Source organism: Acidaminococcus hominis (assembly GCF_022484025.1).
GTDB lineage: Bacteria > Bacillota > Negativicutes > Acidaminococcales > Acidaminococcaceae > Acidaminococcus > Acidaminococcus hominis.
On the sequence record NZ_JAKVMG010000001.1, the window covers coordinates 2809492 to 2833735 of the forward strand.

Genomic DNA, 24244 nt, shown 5'->3' on the forward strand with positions numbered 1-24244 from the left:
ATGAATTCTACGGGCACCATCACCAACAATGCCAACGTCAGTGCAGCCAGTGCCATCACCATGAATGCCGGCACGGCTATTGATAACAGCACAGGCGGCGATATAACGATCAGCAGTTCTGGTGGCAACATTACCCTGACCGCTGGCACCAGCATCATCAACGATGCCGTAACCGCTACCAACGGTGCCATCTCCATGGATACAAGCAATGGAAGTGGCAGTATCGAAAATACCGGCGCTGTGACCGCAGGAACAACGTTAACGGAAAAAGCCAAAACCACCCTGACCAACAGCGCAGCCGTCAAAGCAGCTACCGGCATTACCATGGAAGCAGGCAACAGCATTTCCAACGGTTCTACCGTTGAGGCTACTGGCGGCTCTATCGGCATGACGGCAACGAATAACGGCATCACCAATACTGGCGCTGTTACGGCAAAAGGTGCTTCCAGTTCTGTAACTATGAGTGCCACGAACGAAACGAGCGGTGCTATTGAAAACAAAGATGCCGTCAGCGCAGGTTCAAGCGTTACCATAGAGGCAGGCACAAAAATCAAAAATGCTGCTGTCACGGCTAATGCCGGTTCTGTGTCCATGACTGCAACGAAGGCGAGCATCGAAAACAGCGGCGCTGTAGAAGCAAAAGGTGAGTCCAGTTCTGTAAGCATGACCGCCAAAAATACTGATAATGGTTCTATCTCTAACGCGGACATTGTCAAAGCAGGCAAGGACGTAACGGAAACTGCCGGTACCGTCCTGCAGAATACAGGTGCCGTCACGGCAACAGCTGGTTCCCTTGATCAGGAAGCTGGAAGCATGCTGTGGAATAAAGCTGCTGTCAGCGCTGGAGTCGGCATAGAAATGACCTCCAGCGGCAATGGTGTTCGGAACGACTCCACTGTAGAAGCCGGTACGGGCTCCATAGTTATGACGGCGGAGAACACTTCTAACGGCTATATCCTCAACAAAAATAATGTCACCGCGGGCAACGGTATTACCATGACCGCTGGAACTTCCCTTGACAATAGCACAGAAGGTGATATTACCGTCAGCAGTACAACGGGCGACATCAGCCTCACCGCTGGCACGTACCTCACCAATGATACGGTTACCGCCAACGCCGGCTCTATCACCATGGATACGGCAAACAGCGATAACGGCACTACCATTACAAACACCGGTGCTGTTTATGCAGGGACGAACATTACCCAAAACGCAAAAACTTCCCTGACCAATAATTCCACCCTCGAGGCAAAGAACGGTAAAGTTGACCAGGATGCGGTCGGCAAAATCTGGAATAAAAACACCGTTCAAGCTGGCACCACCATCGATATGACTTCCACCGATGCAGATATCCAGAATGATGCCAACGTTACTGCAGGCACAGGTACTATCACCATGTCTGCCAAGACGGCTATTGATAACAGCAATGACAGTCCGATTACCGTCAGCAGCAAAAGCGGCGGCATCAGTCTGACCGCCGGAACAAATATCAAAAATGATATTGTTAATGCAGGTGGCGCTGTATCTATGGATACGGTAACAAACAACGGCACCACTATCGAAAATACCGGCGCTGTGACGGCAGGCGGGACTTTAACGGAAAAAGCCAAAACCACCCTGACCAACAGCGCAGCCGTCAAAGCTGCCACTGGCATCACCATGGAAGCAGGCAACAGCATTTCCAACGGTTCTACCGTTGAGGCTACTGGCGGCGCCATTGCCATGACGGCAACGAATAACGGCATCACCAATACTGGCGCTGTTACGGCAACAGGTGAATCCAGCTCTGTAAGCATGAGTGCCACGAACACTTCTGCTGGCGCCATCCAAAATGATGCCAACGTTACGGCAGGTAATGGCATTACCATGACTGCTGGCACGACCATTGACAACAGCAATAATAGTCTTCTTGTCAGCAGTGCAAAGGGCGGCATCAGCCTAACCGCAGGCACCAGCATCACCAACGATGCTGTTACGGCATCTGCTGGCTCTGTGTCCATGACTGCCAATAAGGGCAATATTACCAATAATGGTGCTCTTCAGGCTCTTGGTACTTCCAGCACAGTAAACCTGACTGCTAAGGATAGTTCTGCTGGCGCTATTACAAACAATGCAAATGTTACAGCAGGCAATGGCATTACCATGACTGCTGACACAGCCATTGACAACAGCAATAGCAGCCTCGTCGTTAGCAGTACAAGCGGCGACATTACCCTGACCGCCGGAACCAGCATCACCAACGACGCTGTTACGGCTAATGCTGGTTCCGTGTCCATGACCGCAACCAATAATGGCATCACCAATAACGGTGCAGTTCAGGCTATTGGCGATAATAGCTCTGTAAGCATGAGCGCCACGAACGGTTCTGCTGGCGCCATCTCCAACTCCGAAGCCGTCAGCGCTGGTACAAGCGTTACCATGACCGCCGGCACATCTATCTCTAATGCTGCCGTTACGGGTAATGCTGGCTCCGTTTCCATGACTGCAACCAATGCAGGTATCACCAATAATGGCGATGTTAAGGCTATTGGTGATTCCAGCTCTATAAGCATGACCGCCACCAATAATGTTAGCGGTGCCATCTCCAACTCCGGCATTGTCAGCGCAGGCAAGGACGTAACGGAAACTGCTGGTACCACCCTGACCAATACAGGCGCCGTCACGGCTTCTAAAGGCGCTATTGATCAAGATGCTGGTGGCAAGCTGTGGAACAAGGTAGCCGTTCAAGCTGGAAGCACCATCGACATGACCTCGACGGGTGCAGATATCCAGAACGATGCTAACGTTACTGCAGGCACGGGCATTACTATGGGGGCTTCCACTGCCATTGACAACAGCAATAGCAACCTCACCGTCAGCAGCACAAGTGGCGACATCAGCCTGACCGCTGGCACAAGTATTATCAATGACATTGTTAACACCGGCGGTTCTATCTCCATGGATACGGCAACCAGTGGGACTGGCAGTATCGAAAATACCGGCGCTGTTACCGCAGGCGGAGCATTAACGGAAAAAGCCGAAACCACCTTGAAAAATACCGGTGCCGTCAAGGCAGCCACTGGCATAACCATGGAAGCAGGCACCAGTATTTCCAACGGTTCTACCGTTGAGGCTACTGGCGGCTCCATCGGCATGACTGCAACCAATGCAGGCATCACCAATACCGGTGCTGTTACGGCAACCGGTGCTTCCAGTTCTGTAAGCATGAGCGCCACGAACGGTTCTGCTGGCGCCATCTCCAACTCCGAAGCCATCAGCGCTGGTACAAGCGTTACCATGAATGCCGGTACATCTATCTCTAATACTGCAGTTACGGCTAATGCTGGTTCCGTGTCCATGACTGCAACCAATGCAGGCATCACCAATACTGGTGCTGTTCAGGCTATTGGCGATAATAGCTCTGTAAGCATGACTGCTACGAATACTGATGCTGGTGCAATCTCCAACTCGGATATTGTCAGCGCAGGTAAGGACGTAACGGAAACTGCTGGTACCACCCTGACCAACACAGGTGCTGTTACGGCAACTGCTGGTGCCATTGAACAGAAAGCTGGAGGCAAGCTGTGGAACGAGAAAGCTGTCAGCGCTGGAACCACCGTTAAGATGACCTCTACCGGTGCGGAAATCCAAAATGATACTACCGTCACGGCCGGTACAACCCTTACCCAGGATGCACATACCACCCTGACCAATACGGGCGCTGTCCAAGCTACTGGTATTGATCAGGATGCTGTGACTAGCATTACCAATAGTTCCACTATTAAGGCAACAACAGGGGCGATTACGCAAGACTCGGCAGGCAATATCAATAACGTTGGTGCGGTTAACGCTGGAACCACCATCGGCATGACCTCCACCAGTGCGGGCATCCAAAACGATGCCAACGTTACTGCAGGCACGGGCATTACTATGAATGCTGGCACGGCCATTGACAACAGCAATAGCAGCCTCGTCGTTAGCAGTACAAGCGGCGACATTAACCTGACCGCCGGGACCAGCATCACCAACGACGCTGTTACGGCTAATGCTGGTTCCGTGTCCATGACCGCAACGAATAACGGTATCACCAATAACGGCGCTGTTACAGCAACTGGTGATAATAGCTCCGTAATCCTGAGTGCCACCAATGGCACTAACGGTGCCATCTCTAACACCGGCACTGTCAGCGCTGGCAAGGACGTAACGGAAACCGCTGGCACCAGCATCAAAAATGCTGCCGTAACTGCAGGCGGCGCTGTTTCCATGGATACAGCAACTAGCGATAATGGCACTACCATCGAAAACTCTGGTGCTGTTACCGCAGGCACCACGTTAACGGAAAAAGCCAAAACTACCCTGACCAACAGCGCAGCCGTCAAAGCTGCCACCGGCATCACCATGAATGCAGGCACCAGCATTTCCAACGGTTCTACCGTTGAAGCTACTGGCGGCTCCATCGGCATGACTGCAACCAATGCAGGCATCACCAATACCGGTGCTGTTACGGCAACCGGTACTTCCAGCTCTGTAAGCATGAGTGCCACGAACGAAACGAGCGGTGCTATCGAAAACAAAGCTGCCGTCAGCGCAGGTACGAGCGTTACCATGAATGCTGGTACCAGCATCAAAAATGCTGCCGTTACGGGTAATGCTGGTTCTGTGTCCATGACCGCAACCAATGCAGGCATCACCAATACTGGTGCTGTTCAGGCTATTGGCGATAATAGCTCTGTAAGCATGAGTGCCACGAGCGGTTCTGCTGGCGCTATTTCCAACTCCGACATTGTCAGCGCAGGCTTGAACGTAACGGAAAATGCTGGTACCACCCTGACCAACGAGAAAGCCGTCACAGCTACTGCTGGCGCTATTGATCAAGATGCTGGTGGCAAGCTGTGGAACAAGGTAGCCGTCCAAGCTGGCACCACCATCGACATGACCTCCACCGGTGCAGATATCCAGAACGATACTACCGTTACGGCAGGCGGGGCTTTAACGCAAAACGCCAATACTACCCTGACCAACACGGGCGCTGTCCAAGCCACTGGTATTGATCAGGATGCTGGCTCAACCATTACCAACAGTTCCACTGTTACAGCCACTACTGGCGCCATTGACCAGGATGCCGCAGGCAAAATCAATAACGTAGGTGCTGTCAAAGCTGGAACCACCATCGACATGACCTCGACGGGTGCAGATATCCAAAACGATGCCAACGTTACTGCAGGCACGGGTATCACCATGAATGCTGGCACGGCCATTGACAACAGCAATAGCAGCCTCGTCGTTAGCAGCACAAGCGGCGACATTAACCTGACCGCCGGTACCAGCATCACCAACGATGCGGTAACTGCATCTGCTGGCTCTGTGTCCATGACCGCAACGAATAATGGCATTACCAATAATGGCGATGTTAAGGCTATTGGTGATTCCAGATCTATAAGCATGACCGCCACCAATAATGTTAACGGTGCCATCTCCAACTCCGGCATTGTCAGCGCAGGCTTGAACGTAACGGAAACTGCTGGTACGACCCTGACCAACGTGAAAGCTGTCACAGCTTCTAAAGGTGCCATTGAACAGAAAGCTGGAGACAAGCTGTGGAACGAGGCTGCTGTTGATGGTAAAACTACCGTTAAGATGACCTCTACCGGTGCGGATATCCAAAATGATACTACCGTCACGGCCGGTACAACCCTTACCCAGGATGCACATACCACCCTGACCAATACGGGCGCTGTCCAAGCCACTGGTATTGATCAGGATGCTGTTACCAGCATTACCAACAGTTCCACTGTCAAAGCAACAACAGGGGCGATTACGCAAGACTCGGCAGGTGCTATCCACAACGTAGGTAAAGTTGACGCTGGCACCACCATCGGCATGACTTCCACTGGTGCGGGCATCCAAAACGATGCCAACGTTACAGCAGGCACAGGCATCACCATGAATGCCGGCGCCGCCATTGATAACAGCAATAGCAACCTCACCGTCAGCAGTGCAGAGGGCAATATTGAATTGAAGGCTGGCACCAGCATCATCAACGATATCGTAACCGCAACTGCCGGTTCTATCTCTATGAATACGGCAACCAGCGAAAGCGGCACTACCATCGAGAATACTGGTGCTGTTACTGCGGGAACCAACATTACCCAAAACGCCAAAACTACCCTGACCAATGATTCTACCGTTACGGCAACAGGCGCCATTGACCAGGACGCAGTCGGCAAGATCTGGAATAAAAACACTGTTCAAGCTGGAACCACTATCGACATGACCTCGACGGGTGCAGATATCCAGAACGATGCCAACGTTACTGCAGGCACGGGCAATATCACCATGTCTGCCAAGACGGCTATTGACAACAGCAATAGCAACCTCACCGTCAGCAGTACCAGCGGCGGCATCAGTCTGACTGCCGGTACAGACATCAAAAATGATATTGTTAATGCAGGCGGCGCTGTATCTATGGATACGGCAACCAACGGTACTGGCAGCATCGAAAATACCGGTGCTGTGACCGCAGGGACGAACATTACCCAGAATGCAAAAACCACCCTGACCAACACAGGTGCTGTTACGGCAACTGCTGGCGCCATTGACCAGGATGCTGTGGGCAAGATTTGGAATAAACTGGCTGTTGATGGTAAAACCACCGTTGATATGACCTCAACGGGAGACGCCATCCAAAATGATACTACCGTTAAAGCGGGGACAACCCTTACCCAGAATGCATATACTTCCCTGACCAATACCGGCGCTGTCCAAGCAGCTACCGGCATCACCATTAATGCAGGCACCAGCATTTCCAACGGTTCTACCGTTGAAGCTACTGGCGGCTCCATCTCCATGACCGCAACGGACAAAGGTATTACCAATACTGGTGCTGTTACGGCAACCGGTGCTTCCAGTTCTGTAAGCATGAGCGCCACGAACGGTTCTGCTGGCGCCATCTCCAACTCCGAAGCCATCAGCGCTGGTACAAGCGTTACCATGAATGCCGGTACATCTATCTCTAATACTGCAGTTACGGCTAATGCTGGTTCCGTGTCCATGACTGCAACCAATGCAGGCATCACCAATACTGGTGCTATTCAGGCTATTGGCGATAATAGCTCTGTAAGCATGACTGCTACGAATACTGATGCTGGTGCAATCTCCAACTCGGATATTGTCAGCGCAGGTAAGGACGTAACGGAAACTGCTGGTACCACCCTGACCAACACAGGTGCTGTTACGGCAACTGCTGGTGCCATTGAACAGAAAGCTGGAGGCAAGCTGTGGAACGAGAAAGCTGTCAGCGCTGGAACCACCGTTAAGATGACCTCTACCGGTGCGGAAATCCAAAATGATACTACCGTCACGGCCGGTACAACCCTTACCCAGGATGCACATACCACCCTGACCAATACGGGCGCTGTCCAAGCCACTGGTATTGATCAGGATGCTGTTACCAGCATTACCAATAATTCGACTATTAAGGCAACAACAGGGGCAATTACGCAAGACTCGTCAGGTGCAATCCACAACGTAGGTACAGTTGACGCTGGAACCACCATCGGCATGACTTCCACCAGTGCGGGCATCCAGAACGATGCCAACGTTACTGCAGCCAGTGGCATCACCATGAATGCCGGTGCAGCTATTGATAATAACAATGGTGGGAATGTTACCGTCAGCAGTTCTACTGGCGACATTACCCTGACCGCGGGCACAAACATCACCAACGATATCGTAACCGCTACCACCGGCTCCATCTCCATGGATACGGCGACCAAAGGGAACGGCAGTATCGAAAATACCGGTGCTGTTTCTGCGGGAACCAACGTTATCCAAAACGCCAAAACAACCCTGACCAATGATTCTACCGTAAAGGCAACGAACGGTAAAGTTGATCAGGATGCGGTCAGCAAAATTTGGAATAAAAACACCGTTCAAGCTGGAACCACTGTCGAAATGACCTCCACAAGTGCGGATATCCAGAACGATGCCAACGTTACTGCAGGCACGGGTATCACCATGAATGCTGGCACGGCCATTGACAACAGCAATAGCAGCCTCGTCGTTAGCAGTACAAGCGGCGACATTACCCTGACCGCCGGAACCAGCATCACCAACGACGCTGTTACGGCTAATGCTGGTTCCGTGTCCATGACCGCAACCAATAATGGCATCACCAATAACGGTGCGGTTCAGGCTATTGGCGATAATAGCTCTGTAAGCATGAGTGCCACGAACGGTTCTGCTGGCGCTATTTCCAACTCCGACATTGTCAGCGCAGGTTTGAACGTAACGGAAACTGCTGGTACGACCCTGACCAACGTGAAAGCTGTCACAGCTTCTAAAGGTGCCATTGAACAGAAAGCTGGAGGCAAGCTGTGGAACGAGGCTGCTGTTGATGGTAAAACCACCGTTAAGATGACCTCTACCGGTGCGGATATCAAAAATGATACTACCGTCACGGCTGGTACAACCCTTACCCAGGATGCACATACCACCCTGACCAATACGGGCGCTGTACAAGCCACTGGTATTGACCAGGATGCTGGCTCAACCATTACCAACAGTTCCACTGTTACAGCCACTACTGGCGCCATTGACCAGGATGCCGCAGGCAAAATCAATAACGTAGGTGTTGTCAAAGCTGGCACCACCATCGACATGACCTCGACGGGTGCAGATATCCAAAACGATGCCAACGTTACTGCAGGCACGGGCGTTACTATGGGGGCTTATACCGCCATTGATAACAGCAATACGAATGTCACTGTCAGCAGTTCTACTGGCGACATTACCCTGACCGCGGGCACAAACATCACCAACGATATCGTAACCGCTACCACCGGCTCCATCTCCATGGATACGGCGACCAAAGGGAACGGCAGTATCGAAAATACCGGCGCTGTTTCTGCGGGAACCAACATTACCCAAAACGCCAAAACTACCCTGACCAATGATTCTACCGTTACGGCAACAGGCGCCATTGACCAGGACGCAGTCGGCAAGATCTGGAATAAAAACACTGTTCAAGCTGGAACCACCATCGGCATGACTTCCACCGGTGCGGGCATCCAAAACGATACTACCGTTACGGCAGGCGGGGCTTTAACGCAAAACGCAAAAACTACCCTGCTCAATACGGGCGCTGTGCAAGCCACTGGTATTGATCAGGATGCTGTGACCAGCATTACCAACAGTTCCACTGTCAAAGCAACAACTGGGGCGATTACGCAAGACTCGGCAGGCAATATCAATAACGTTGGTGCGGTTGAAGCAGGAACATCTATCGCTATGAATTCCACTGGTGGTGCAATTACCATTGGTACGGATCAAACTGCTGCCAATGTTACGGCAACTAAAGGAGTTACTATCGGGACCACCAACGGTGCTATTACCATTCATGGTGGTGTTGCCAGCAACAGTACGGCCGATGCTGACAATGTATCTATCAAAACTGCGACAACCGGAAATATTACTGTAGACGGCGGCGTCAGCTCTGCCAAAGGCTCTGTTGAAGTTGGTACGACCACCGGCACAATCACCCTGGGCAAAGACGGCAGCGATGCTATTACCGTTAAAGGCGCAACCACCGCAGGGATTACCTCCACCAATAGCGGTATCACCGTGTATGGCAACGTAGAATCCGGCACGGGAACCACGGTTTCCACCAACAACTCCGCTTCTGACGCCAACATCAAAGTTACGGGCTCTGTAAAGAGCACTGGTGATAATGGGAATACTTCCATCAGCACGAATCACGGTACGATTGAAGTTGACGGGGCTGTAAGCTCCACGAAGGGTTCCGTCAGCGTAACGGATACTACCGGTGCAATCACCATTGGTAAAACAGATGCTACGGCCGATGTGACGGCTGGTACTACCGCAGAGATTAGCTCTAGCAATAGCGGCATCACCGTTTACGGCAATGTTGCTTCCAGCACAGGGACCACGGTACAAACCAGCAATTCCGAAACCGATGCCGACATCAAAGTTACGGGCTCTGTAAAGAGCAATACCAGCGGCGATGTAACGGTGCAAACTACCAAAGGCGATATTACCCTGGGGAATGCAAACCTGACAACAGCTGCTGTAGACAGCAAGGGCAATGCTTATGTAAGGGCAACGACTTCTGGTAATGTAGATGTATTGGGCGGCGGCATCAGTGCAGCCAAGGCTGCAGAACTGAGCACGGCCAAAGGCTATGCCAGACTCGTTGGCGGCATGACTGCCAGCGGCGGTAACGCTGTAGTTAGCGCTGTAGGTACGGGGGTTACGGATAGTGCATCCGACTATTCCAACAGCGGCAACGTGACCGTAACCGGCACCGTTTCCGGTACTGGTGCAGCTACTCTGAGTGCCACCCAAGGTAACGTAAATCTGAAAGGCGGCTTGTCTGCCGGTACTGGTAAGGCCACCATCACCGCTACTTCCAGCGCTGCAAATGATACCAAGAACGGCAACATCACCGTGGCTGGCGCAGCACAGGGCGAAGTTGGCAGCGTGTCCTCTACCAGCGGCGCTGTAGCCATTGGCTCCACAAACGGCAATATCAATATCACTGGCAATGCTTCTGCCGGTACTACCCTGGGCGTTACCACGACCACAGCTGGTACCATTGCTGTAACCGGTAACCTGAAGACCACTGGCGGTGAAGCAACGGATAAGATCACCGTTCAGACCGCAGGCGGTTCCGGTGACACCATCACCCTGAACAAAGCCACCAGTGGGAACACCGACGTTCTCACCACCACCAGCGGCGATGCAACCGTTAGCTCCGGCGCGGCAGCCACCAGCATCCAAGGCAACGCCACCGTTGGCGGTGCACTGGAAGTAGTTGCCACTACCGGCAAACTTACGGTAGGCGGTGCGTCCAATCTCTACACCATGTCCGGCGGTACTACCAATATTCATACCACCACGGGTGCCGTCGAAATCAACGGCCTGGCCAAATCCACCAACAGCACGAAGGTAACTACCACCAGTGGTATTATTACCGTCAACGGTGGTTTGCAGACTACGACAGCTGATGGAGACACGGGTGTCGTTGATCTGCAGGTTTCTTCGGAAAGCGGCGCCATCACCCTGAATCAAAATGCTGACATTAATGATGGCAAGGTCATCAACAGTGCAGGCGATGCTACGGTTGAAGTAACGGGCGACAACACCAGTGCTATCAGCATCCAGGGGGATGCCAGTGCAGTAGGTGCTTTGAAAGTAGTTTCGACGCAAGGCAAGGTTACTGTTGGCGGAGACACTGCCTACAACCTTTCCAGTTCCGACAGCACGGCCGCTATCACTACCACCAGCGGGGACATTGAAATCCACGGTACTGTTGCGTCCGCAACGGGCACCACGGTGCAGAGCACGGCAACCGGCGGTACCATTGCTGTCACCGGTAACCTGAAGACCACTGGCGATGCAGCGACGAATAAGATCACCGTTCAGACCGCAGGCGGTTCCAGTGATACCATTACTCTGACCAAGGCCTCCACCGGAGAAGTTAACGATGTTCTCACCACTGCCAGCGGCGACGCAACGGTAAGCTCCGGCGCAGCAGCTACCAGCATCCAAGGCGATGCACACGTCGGCGGAGCTTTGGCAGTAACTACTACCAGCGGCAATATCACCATTGGCACCAGCAACCAAACTGGCTATGACATCACCGGCGGCAGCACCAGCATTACCAGCGGCACCGGGGGCATCAATGTTTACGGCACCGTGAATTCCAATGGTGCAACGGGCAACACTCTGGTACAGACCCTGAATGCTATTACGCTGGCCACCAACGACGATACTAATCCTGTTCTTTCCAGCACCAACGGCAACGTTACGGTCAAGACCTTTACGGGTGAAACGGCTTCCGGCGGCTATGCTCTCAGCATCACTGGTGACATTAAGGCCGGCAAAGCCATCGACCTGGAAACCAACAGTGGTACTCTTGGCTACACTGGCGATGCAAGTGCAGCTACGGGCGTTACGCTGAAGTCTGCTGCTGTAGGCGGCGTAATTACCGTGAGCGGCAGTCTGGCCACTAATGGCACAACCAATACTGACAATCCCATTCTGGTTCAGACCAATGGCGCAGCTATTAACCTGAGCCAGACCACGGCTGGCGATGCTGGCCAAAATGTTCTCTCCACGGCCCAAGGTGCAGCTACAGTGAATGCAGCAGGCGGTGCCATTAACATCCAAGGCAACGCTGACGTGAAGGGTGCACTGGAAGTAACTACCACCACCGGCAAAATTACCGTGGGCGGCGAGTCCACCCCCTACACCATGTCTGGCGGCAGCAGCACCAACATTCATACCACCACGGGTGCCATCGAAATTAACGGCGTAGCGACGTCCTCTGGCGACACCACCGTGGAAACCACAGGCGCTGGCGGCACCATTACGGTAAAAGGGAAAGTTGCTTCTACCGGCCTAAATACCGGCGATGATGTCCTGGTTCAAACCAACGGCAGTGCTATCAACCTGTCCCAGGCAACTGCCACTGCCACCATTGAAAAAGATCAGGTTATTTCTACCAGCGGCGGCGCAGCTACGGTCAACGCAGCGGGCGCAGGTGACATCAACATCCAGGGCAACGCTGACGTAAAGGGCACCCTGAAGGTCAATACCACCACCGGCGCTATCACCGTGGGCACCAGCAGCCAAAAGTACACCGTAAAAGGCGCCACCACGGACATTTCCAGCAGCAACGGCGGGAAAGTCACCGTCTACGGTACTGCCGGGTCCGATACCAATACCACCATTAAGACTAGCGGCGATATTGACATCCACGGTGTGGTTTCCACCACGGCGGAAAGTGAAAATAAAGATATTCTCATCGAAACCACCGGCGGCAATATCACCCTGAACCCGGAACAAGGCAGTGACTACGTCATCAACAGTGTGGGCGGCGCCACCATTACGAATAGCTATAATGGAGACGCAACAGATAGCAAAGGTAATATCACCCTGAATGGTAAGGTGCAGGCAGTGGATGCTGTTTCCATCAGCGCCACCAACGGGGATATTACCGTAGATGATGTTGCTTCTTCCGGCTCCACGGTAGCCATCGAAACCACCACAGGCAATATTACCCTGGACGGCACCGGCTCCTCCAAGTCCGGCACTACCGTAAAAGTGCTGAGCGAAGGGGATGTCAACGTCACCGGCGCACTGACCACCACCGGTACGGGTACGGACCTCGGCAACGTAGAAGTTTCTACGCCCAAGGGCAGCATTACCCTGAAAGGGAAACAGAACGAAGCTGGAGAGACCCCTGCGGTTATTGACACCACGGGCACGGCATTTATTACCACTACCTATACGGGTGCCTACAATACCACTGACGGCACTCTCAAAACTCTGGGCGACATTACCATCACCGGGGATGTGAAGGCGGCTAAAGCGGCCCAAATCACTTCTACTGTGGGCGATCTGTCCATTGCCGGCAATGTGGATTCCGCAACTGGCACCACCGTGCAAACCTCGTCTGATGGTACCATCACGGTAACGGGCAAACTCAGCACCACCAATACCGCTAGCGACAAAGCTGGGGCGGTTAACGTCTCCACCACCGGCGACAATATTACCCTGGCGGCCGATTCTAATGATAAGGGTAAAGATTCCATCGTCAGCGCAGGCGCTGTCAATGTCACTGCCCAAGGCGGCACCATCAGCGTCCAGGGAGACGTGCAGGGCGCAGGGGCTGTTGGGGTAACCACCACTGGCGAAGGCACTATCACCATCGGCAGCAACAATGGAACCGTTACTCCCTACGGCGTTTCTTCCACGGGCAGCACGACCAATGTCAGCACGGGAACGGGTGATATCACCCTGTACGGCACCGCGTCCTCTGCCTCCGGCACCACCATTCAGTCCACCAGCGGCGACATCAGCGTCACCGGCGGCCTGCAAACCACCGGCGCAACTGCAAGCACTTCCGGCATCAGCGTCACTACCCAAAAAGGCAACATCACCCTGGCTGGCGGCATGACTGTGGACGGCACTTCCAGCTTAGCCCTGCATACGACCTCTGGCAATGCCACCGTCACCGCAGGCAAAAACTACAATATCGTGATGTCGGGCAACGCCACCGTAGGCGGCGACTTAGAAATGGGCACCACCGGCACTGGTACCATTTCTGTAAATGTACCGGTGCAGAAGAAAATGAGCAGGGCCGTACTGCGGGCTCCTGTGAACACGAATTCCTTTGTTATCTCCGGCGCTAAGATCGATCAACATAGTGAGGCTGGTGCCATTACCCTGTACGGCACGTATCTTGCCAATAGTACGTATGCTTCCATTACGTCCAACACCGGCGACATTACGCTGAATGGCGCCCTGCTTACCGGTGCAAACGCTACCGGTGATACAGTTGTCCGCACCCAGGGCGATATTTCCCTGACAGTTGCTGATGGCAATACGGATGTGCTGAAGAGCTCCCAGGGCAACGTAACCGTCCAGGGCTATACCGGAACTGGTGCAGACAAGGCCGGCGAGGGCGATATCACCCTGAACGGCAATGTTACTGCCGCCCAAGCAGTACAGATCCTGACCAACGGCACTGACAGTGAGAACGCTGGCAACATCACCATTGGTAGTTCCGGTGCTGTTACCATCACCGGCGGCACCACTACAAACATCGAAAGCAACATTGGCGCCATCACCCTTACCGGTACTGCCACATCCCAGACTGGCACTACCGTAAAGGCCAACACCAGCGGTGATATTACCATCAACGGTACGGTCTCCACTGCGGACCAAGATGGGGCAGACGGCGTTGCCAAGGTCGGCGATGTTCTGGTCCAGACCCAAAACAGCAAGATTAACTTCGTTAAAACCACTGACTATCCCGACAGCATCAACAGCAGCGGCGACGTTACCGTATCCAACAGCGATAAGGACGCAGATGGTGTGGAAGGTGATAAGGTTGGCGACATCATTATCGGCAGCGATGTAAAGGGTGCCAAGGACGTGACCATTTCCACCTCCAACGGCTCCATTACCGTGGGTGTTGCAGGTTCTGGCAATGAGGCCAATATTTCCGCTGTGGAAGACGCTAGCCTGTCCACGACAACGGCCGGGGGCATTACGGTCCATGGGGCCGTAGAGAGCACCGGCACCAAAGCTTCTAATGGTGTTACAGGCGATGCTTCTCTGAGCACGGCCACCGGTGCCATCACCGTAGACAGTGCAGTCAACTCCGCAGGCGGGGCCGTCAGCGTCACCAATACCACCGGGGTCATTACCCTGGGTACTAATGGAAATACGGGCAACGTTGTCAGCGGTGCTACCACGGCAACCATTACCTCCACCGACAGTGCTATTAACGTAACGGGCAATATCGTATCCGGAACGGGCACCAAGGTGCAGACCAACAACACAACGGATGCAGCCAATATTACTGTCAACGGCTCCCTGCAGACCACGACCCAGAACAGCAATAGCGATGTGCTGGTACAAACGGCCAAGGGCGATATTTCCCTGGGGAATGCGAACGTTACCAATGCTGTGTCCAGTGCCGGCGCCGTCACCGTGAAGACCACCACCGAAGGCGATATTACCGTAACGGGTGGTACTGGAGCGGTACAAGCAGCCAATACGGCAGAACTGAATGCCACCAGCGGCTATGTAAAGGTATCTGCTTCTCAGACGGCTTTGATGTCTAACGGCAAAGCTACCATCCAGGCTGCCAGCAGTGAATACAAGACTGGTGATGAGATTGCCGCAGGGGATGTGTCCATTTTGGGCGGCGTCTCCTCGGAAAAGGATGCAGTCCTGATCACCACCAATTATGGCGATATTACCATCGGCTCCAGCACAACTCCTGCTGAAGTCAGCGCAGCCACCGCCCTGGATGTTACCACCACGGCCCAAGGCAATGTGAACGTCAACGGCATCCTGGAAACCGCAGGCACCAGTGCAGGCGCTCTCACCGTGAAAGCCACGGAAGGCAATGTCTCCCTGACCAAGGCTAGCAGTGCAACCGATGTAGTGAACAGCGGCAGCAGCGTCAGCATTACCGCAACGGATAGCGAAACGGATGATGCTGCCAAGGGCAACATTACCATCGCAGGCGATGTGATCGGGGATACCTCCGTGGTCATCTCTACGGACCAAGGCGACATCAAACTGGGCACCGATGGTACCAACTACAGTGCAGTACAGGCAGGTACTACTCTGGGTGTTTCCACAACCACGGCTGGTAACGTAACCGTCAACGGTAGCTTGAAGACCGCAGCTGTCAACGGATCCACGGTAGGCGACGTAACAGTCAAAGCTACGGAAGGCAAAGTTACGCTGAATAAGAATGCTGCAACAGGTGATAACGTCGTTAACAGCGGTGCAGGTGTCAGCATTACGGCTTCCGACAGTGATACTGAAGGGGATGAAGAAGACAAAGGCGACATCGCCATCACCGGCAACGTGATTGGTGCAACCTCTGTGGACATCTCTACGGACCAAGGCAACATCGATGTGGGCACCAGTAGCGTACCCAGCGCAGTCAGCGCAGGTACCACCCTGGGCGTTTCCACTACCAAGGTTGGTAACGTAACCGTCAACGGCAGCTTGAAGACCGCAGCTGTCAACGGATCCACGGTTGGTGACGTAACAGTCAAAGCTACGGAAGGCAAAGTTACGCTGAATAAGAATGCTGCAACAGGTGATAACGTCGTTAACAGCGGTGCAGGTGTCAGCATTACGGCTTCCGACAGTGATACTGAAGGGGATGAAGAAGACAAAGGCGACATCGCCATCACCGGCAACGTGATTGGTGCAACCTCTGTGGCCATCTCTACGGACCAAGGCAGCATTACCTTGGGTACTGATGAAGTAGCTAGCGCAGTCAGCGCAGGCACCACCTTGGGCGTTTCCACTACCAAGGTTGGTAACGTAACCGTCAACGGCAGCTTGAAGACCGCAGCCGTCAACAACTCCACGGTTGGTGACGTAACAGTCAAAGCTACGGAAGGCAAAGTTACGCTGAATAAGAATGCTGCAACAGGTGATAACGTCGTTAACAGCGGTGCAGGTGTCAGCATTACGGCTTCCGACAGTGATACTGAAGGGGATGAAGAAGACAAAGGCGACATCGCCATCACCGGCAACGTGATTGGTGCAACCTCTGTGGTCATCTCTACGGACCAAGGCAGCATCGATGTGGGCACCAGTAGCGTACCCAGCGCAGTCAGCGCAGGTACCACCCTGGGCGTTTCCACTACCAAGGTTGGTAACGTAACTGTCTATGGCAGTCTGACCACCGCAGCCGTCAACAACTCCACGGTAGGCGACGTAACCGTCAGCGCTGCCGAAGGTAAGGTTACCCTGAATAAGGGCGGCGAAGGTGTAAACGATGTAGTAAACAGCGGTGCAGCGGTCAGCATTACGGCTTCTGATGAGGAAGAAAGCGGAACCTCAACCGATTATGCTGGCAATATCACCGTCGACGGCAACGTCATTGGTGCCACCACCGCAACGCTGGAATCCACCAACGGCAGCGTAAGCCTGACGGGCAACCTGACGGCAAACAATGGTCTGGCCAAGATTGCCGCTTCCGACAGCAGTGATGATGGAGTTGAGGGCGTCGGCGACATCACCGTCAACGGCAACGTAAAAGCCGCCACCACGGCCACGATTTCTACTGACCAAGGCGACATTACGGTAGGTACGGCAGCCGTTCCGCAAGGTGCTGCTGCAGCTCCTGTAACCATTACCTCCGGTTCTGGCCTGACGGTAGAAGCCACCAAGAGCGGTGACATCAATGTAACCGGCAAACTGGTAACGGCAGATGATAATACGGTTGAAGGTACCACCACTGGCGATGTTGAAGTGAAGACCGCCGCAGGCGATATCGTCCTGAACTACGGCACAGGCAGTGACAAGGATGTAGTAAACAGCAGCAAGGCTGCTCTGGTACAGACTGGAGCGGGCGACATCGATGTAACGGGCAACGTGATTGGGGCCACCACCGCAACTCTGGACGTTAAGGAAGGTCATGTAAACTTGACCGGCAACCTGACGGCCAAGGGCGGCCTGGCCAAGATCCAGGGCTACGATGCGGCGGAAGCAAATGATGATACCAACGATGGCAACATCACGGTTGTGGGTGATGTAATGTCTGCCACCGACGGCGTGACTATTACCACCACCAACGGCGATATTACCGTTGGTACGGCTGAGGCAACTCCTGGTGCAGTCAAAGCTGCAAAGGCACTGGAAATCTCCACCGCAGGAACTGGCGATGTAACTGTCAATGGTAACCTGAAGACCACCGGTGCAGATTATGGTACGGTTACCGTCAAATCCACCGAAGGCAAGGTTATCCTGAACAAGTACGGCAGTGTAGCAGGTACTGCAACTTCTGCAGACTACGTCATCGACAGCGGCAAAGATATCGTCATTACGGCAATCAATGTAGATAACCCGACTGCTAGTGATACGGAAGGCGACATCGACATCAACGACAGCCTCAATGCTGCAGGCGCAGTGACCGTTCATGCGTACAAGGCTGATGATGTTGCCACCAGTAAAGGCGACATCAACATTGACGGAAATGTAACGGCTGGTACAGCTGTGGACATTGCAGCAAGCACTGGCAACGTCACCATTGGCGGAACCACTGCTTCTAATGTACAGGCCGGCACTGGCCTGGCTGTAAAGACACTGACTGACGGCGACGTTGCTGTTACAGGTCAATTGGTTACCACTGGTGCTGATGCCAGCACTGTTACCGTACAGGCAACTGAAGGCAATGTAACTCTGACCAAGAGCGGTTCTGCAGACGAAGTCATTAAGAGTGCCAAAGACGTCAGCATTAGCGCTTCCGACAGCGGTGCGGCTGATGAAAATGTAGGCGACATTCTGGTGAAAGGCAATGTCACCGGTGCAACCGCTGTGGCCATCTCTACGGACCAAGGCGATATTACCCTGGGTACCAATGAGGCAGCCACCGCAGTTAAGGCCGGCACTACCCTGGGCGTTTCCACTACAAAGGCTGGTGACATCACCGTCAACGGCAGTCTGGCAACTACAGATGCAAAGACAGGTACGGTTAGCGTCAGCGCTACCGAAGGCAATGTAACCCTGACCAAGGCTGGCTCTGCAACGGAAGTCGTCAACAGTGCCAACAGCGTCAGCATCAAGGCTTCCGACAGCAATACGGATGATGATAGTGATCTCGGTAATATCACCGTCAACGGCAACGTCATTGGTGCCACCACCGCAACGCTGGAATCCACCAATGGCAGCGTAAGCCTGACTGGAGACCTGACTGCTAACAACGGTCTGGCCAAGATTAGCGCTTCCGACAGCGAAGCTGATAATCCGCAGAACGCTGACACGGTAGGCGACATCACCGTCAAAGGCAACGTCACCTCTGCAAAAGCAGGCGTGGAAATTTCCACCAGCAATGGCGACATTGCGCTGGGGACGAATACTCCTAGTACTGGTGCTGTTGCCATTACGGCAGCCACCACCACGAATATTGCGGATACCAACGGCGACATTACGCTGTACGGTACAGCTACTTCCCAGACTGGTACCACGGTAAAAACCATTACCAGCGGTGATATTACTGTTAACGGTACTTTGGAAACTAAGGACCAGGATGGTAACGATAACGATGCAAAAGTCGGCGATGTACAGGTACTGGCAGCCAAGGGCAATATCACTCTGACCAACACGGGTAATGATGTAGTAAACAGCAGTAAGGCTGCTCTGGTACAGACCAGTGAAGGCAACATCGATGTGACGGGCAACGTGATTGGTGCCACCACCGCAACCCTGGACGGCCAGAAAGGTCATGTAAGCCTGACTGGCGACCTGACCGCCAACAACGGCTTGGCCAAGATTGCCGCTTCCGACAGCAGTGAGGACGGAACTGTTGGTGTCGGCAATATCACCGTCAAAGGCAACGTTCTCTCTGCAACCAACGGCGTGACCATTAACGCAACCCAAGGCAACATTCAAATTGGCGAAGCTACTACAACTGCAAGCGCAGTCAAAGCTGCAAAGGCACTGGAAATCACCACTACCACCGCCGGCAGCATTGACGTATACGGCAACCTGCAAACTACGGATTCCACCAGTGGCACCGTTACCGTCAGCGCTGAAAATGGCAGCGTAAGCCTGACCCAGGCCGGCACGACCTTGGCTGAAAACACTCCTGTTGCAACCGAAGTTATCAACAGTGCCAACAGCGTGAGCATCACCGCTTCCGACGACATAGCTGATGATGATGTGCTGGGCGATGTAGCAATCACTGGCAACGTTATTGCTGCCAAGGGAGCTGCTGTCACCGCCACCAATGGCGCACTCACCCTGACTGGCGACCTGACTGCCAAAGACGGACAGGCCAAGCTGCAAGCTTCCAATAGCGGAGATTACACTACTGGTACGCATACTGATCCTCTTGCAGGCGACATCCTGGTGAAAGGCGATGTTGATTCTGACAAGGCCGATGTGCTGATTACTACCGACAAAGGTGACATCACGCTGGGCACTGACACCACTGATAATTACAGCGCAGTATTCGCAAATACTGCCCTGGAGGTTACCGTTACCACAGCTGGTAACATAACCGTTAACGGCAGTCTGGGCACCATGGATGCAACTAAAGGCACAGTAACCGTCAGCGCAGCCAATGGCAATGTCAGCCTGACCGCAGCCGGCAAAACCGCAGCCGGCGGCAAGGTAACTGATGTGGTGACAAGCGGTAACAGCGTCATCATCAACGCTTCCGAAAACTCCAAGGGTGGAACAGCTGGCCTTGGCGACATTCTGGTGAAAGGCAACGTGCTCGGTAACACCTCTGTGACCATCAACACGGACCAAGGCGATATTACCCTGGGCACTTCGGGCGATGGCGGAGTAGCCACCGCAGTACAGGCAGGCACCACCCTAGACGTTTCCACTACGATGGCTGGTAACATCACTGTCAACGGCAACCTGGCAACGCTAGATGCAAAGACAGGTACGATTAGCGTCAGCGCCACCGACGGCAATGTAACCCTGACTACGGCTGGCAATAAGGCTTATAGTAGTGATCCTGCAACCGAAGTCATCAACAGTGCCAACAGCGTAAGCGTTACCGCTTCCGACAGCAGTGAGAATGGAGTTGATGGCGTCGGCGACATCACCGTCAACGGCAACGTAAAAGCCGCCACCACGGCCGAGATTTCTACTGACCAAGGTAACATTACGGTAGGTACGGCAGCAGCTACGGCTCCGAGCACGACCACAGCAGCTCCTGTAACCATTACTTCTGGCTCTGGCCTGACGGTAGAAGCCACCAAGAGCGGTGACATCAATGTAACCGGCAAACTGGTAACGGCAGATGATGCTACGGTTGAAGGTATCACCACTGGCGATGTTAACGTGAAGACCGCCGCAGGCGACATCGTCCTGAACTACGGCACAGGCGATGACAAGGATGTAGTAAACAGCAGCAAGGCTGCTCTGGTACAGACGGGCGCAGGCGACATCGATGTAACGGGCAACGTGATTGGTGCTACCACCGCAACCCTGGACGGCAAGGAAGGTCATGTAAACCTGACTGGCAACCTGACGGCCAACAACGGTCTGGCCAAGATCCAAGCCTACGATGAAGCAGAAGCAGCTGAATCTAACGATGATGGCAACATCACGGTCAAAGGCAATGTAGTTTCTGACACCGACGGCGTGACCATTACTACCACCAACGGCGATATTACCGTTGGTACGGCTGAGGCAACTCCTGGTGCAGTCAAGGCTGTAAAAGCCCTGGAAATTTCCACCGCAGGAACTGGTGACGTTACCGTCAATGGTAACCTGAAGACCACCGGTGCAGATTATGGTACAGTTACCGTCAAAGCCACCGAAGGCAAGGTTACCCTGAACAAGTACGGCAATGTAGCAGGTACTACAGCTACTGTTGCCGACTACGTTATCGACAGTGCCAAGAGCGTCTCCGTGCAGGCCATTGATGCAAAGACTGATGTGGGCGGAACTGATGACGGCAACATCACCGTCAACGGCGATGTAAAAGCCATTACCACAGCTAAGGTTTCCACCGATAATGGTGACGTTACGGTGGGGGCAACTGGCGCAGCGGTTACCCTGGAAGCTGGTTCCGACCTGACGGTGGAAGCTACCGAAAGCGGCAATATCGACGTAACCGGCGAACTGCTTACCACCACAGGCGGCAAGGGCAATATCAGCGTTACCACTGAGCAGGGTGCGGTAAGCTTGACCAAAGGCGGCACCAACCCTGTAGTCAGCAGCGATGGTTCTGTAACCATTACCGCAGCCGATACGGTATATGATGAAGATACTGATGGCAACGTTACGATTAAAGGCGACGTAACGGGCAAGACCTCTGTAGCCATCACCACCAACTACGGCGATATTACCGTGGGTACTGGAACTCCGGATGGCGTACCCAGCGCCGTCAGCGCAGGCACCACTCTGGATGTGAAGACCACCAAACAAGGCAACGTTACCGTCAACGGCAGCCTGACCACCGCAGCCGTCAACGGCTCTGAGGTCGGCGACGTAACTGTTAGCGCTGCGGAAGGCAAAGTCAGCCTGAATAAGACTACTGCAACGGGTGATGACGTCATCAACAGCGGTGCAGCAGTCAGCATTACGGCTTCTGATGCTGGCGATACGGATGATGCTACTCTCGGCGACATCGATATTGTAGGCAATGTGATCGGTGCTACTTCTGTAGATATCCATACCGATCGGGGCGACATTCAAGTAGGTACCAGCGAGACCAACTACAGTGCCGTCAAGGCTGGCACTGCCCTGAACGTAGCCACCAACACCACTGGCGACGTTACCGTCAATGGTAACCTGAAGACCACCGGTGCAGATTATGGTACGGTTACCGTCACCGCCACCGAAGGCAAGGTTACCCTGAACAAGTACGGCAGCGTAGCAGGTACTACAACTCCTGCTGCCGACTACGTCATCGACAGCGCCAACAGCGTCAGTGTTACGGCATCTGACAAAGATGGTGTGGACAACCTGGGCAACATCAATGTCAACGGCGATGTAAAAGCCATTACTACCGCCGAGATTTCTACCGATAATGGTGACATTACGGTGGGGGCAACTGGCGCAGCGGTTACCCTGGAAGCAGGTTCCAATCTGACCGTCCAGACCACGAGCCAGGGCAACATCGACGTTACCGGCAAGCTGGTTACCACCGAGGGCGGCAAGGGCAATATCAACGTTACCACTGAGCAGGGTGCGGTAAGCTTGACCAAAGGAAGCGCCAACCCTGTAGTCAGCAGTGATGGTTCTGTAACCATTACCGCAGCTGACGATGCTTATGATACAGATACTGATGGCAACGTTACGATTCAAGGCGACGTAAAAGCCGCCACCACCGCCGAGATTTCCACTGATAATGGCGACATTACGGTGGGTGCAACTGGCGCAGCGGTTACTCTGGAAGCAGGTTCCAATCTGACCGTCCAGACCACGAGCCAGGGCAACATCGACGTTACCGGCAAGCTGGTTACCACCGAGGACGGCAAGGGCAATATCAGCGTCCTGACCCCCATGGGCAATATCAGCCTGAACAATGGTACTGGCAATACTGCTGATAAGGTAGTCGACAGTGACGGCTCCCTCACGGTACATACCTACGTGGATAACGGCACCAGCGACAAGCACGACTATTCTGGCGTCGGCGATATCGACATCGACGGCAGCCTGAGTGCAAACGGCACCATCGACCTGGGCGTGAACACTGGCAATAGCCAAGGTGTGAAAGGCATTGACGTAAACGGCACCACCACCGCAGGCGGTACCATTACCATGGAAACCCTGAGCGATGGGGCCATTGCAACCCATGGAGCTGTGGAATCTACGGCAGGCTCTGTCAACCAGACTGCCAACGGCCTTCTGAATGGCAGCATCAACAACGCTTCTACGGTGAAGGCTTATACCAATGTAGTAGAAAGTGCAGACACTACCCTGACCAATGCCGGTGCTGTGACGGCCGGTGATGAGAAGGCTACCTCTGGTAAAGTGGACCTGGATGCTGGCGGAAATATTACCAACAGTAGCACGGTAACGGGCAAAACGGCTGTTACCATGGATTCTACTGGCGGCAACATTGCCAATACGGGCAAGGTGAAGTCTGAAACTAGCACAGTAACCCTGAATGCCACGTCCACTAAGGCAGACACCGGTGCCATCACCAACAGCGCTGGCATTGAGGCCGGCACGGGCATTACCCTTACTGCAGGCAACCAGATTACCAACTCCAGTACTGAAGAAATTAAGA

At 53.7% G+C, this 24244-nt stretch carries 1 protein-coding gene (cut by a window edge); it reads left to right on the top strand.

All coding sequences use genetic code 11. The features are described 5' to 3' along the window. Window positions 1-24244: the 5' portion of a hypothetical protein gene (locus tag LKE88_RS12860; RefSeq protein ID WP_276803852.1), read on the top strand. The gene runs 6104 nt beyond the window's last position; only the first 24244 of its 30348 coding nucleotides appear in the window; it begins with the start codon at window positions 1-3; its stop codon lies off the right edge, out of view.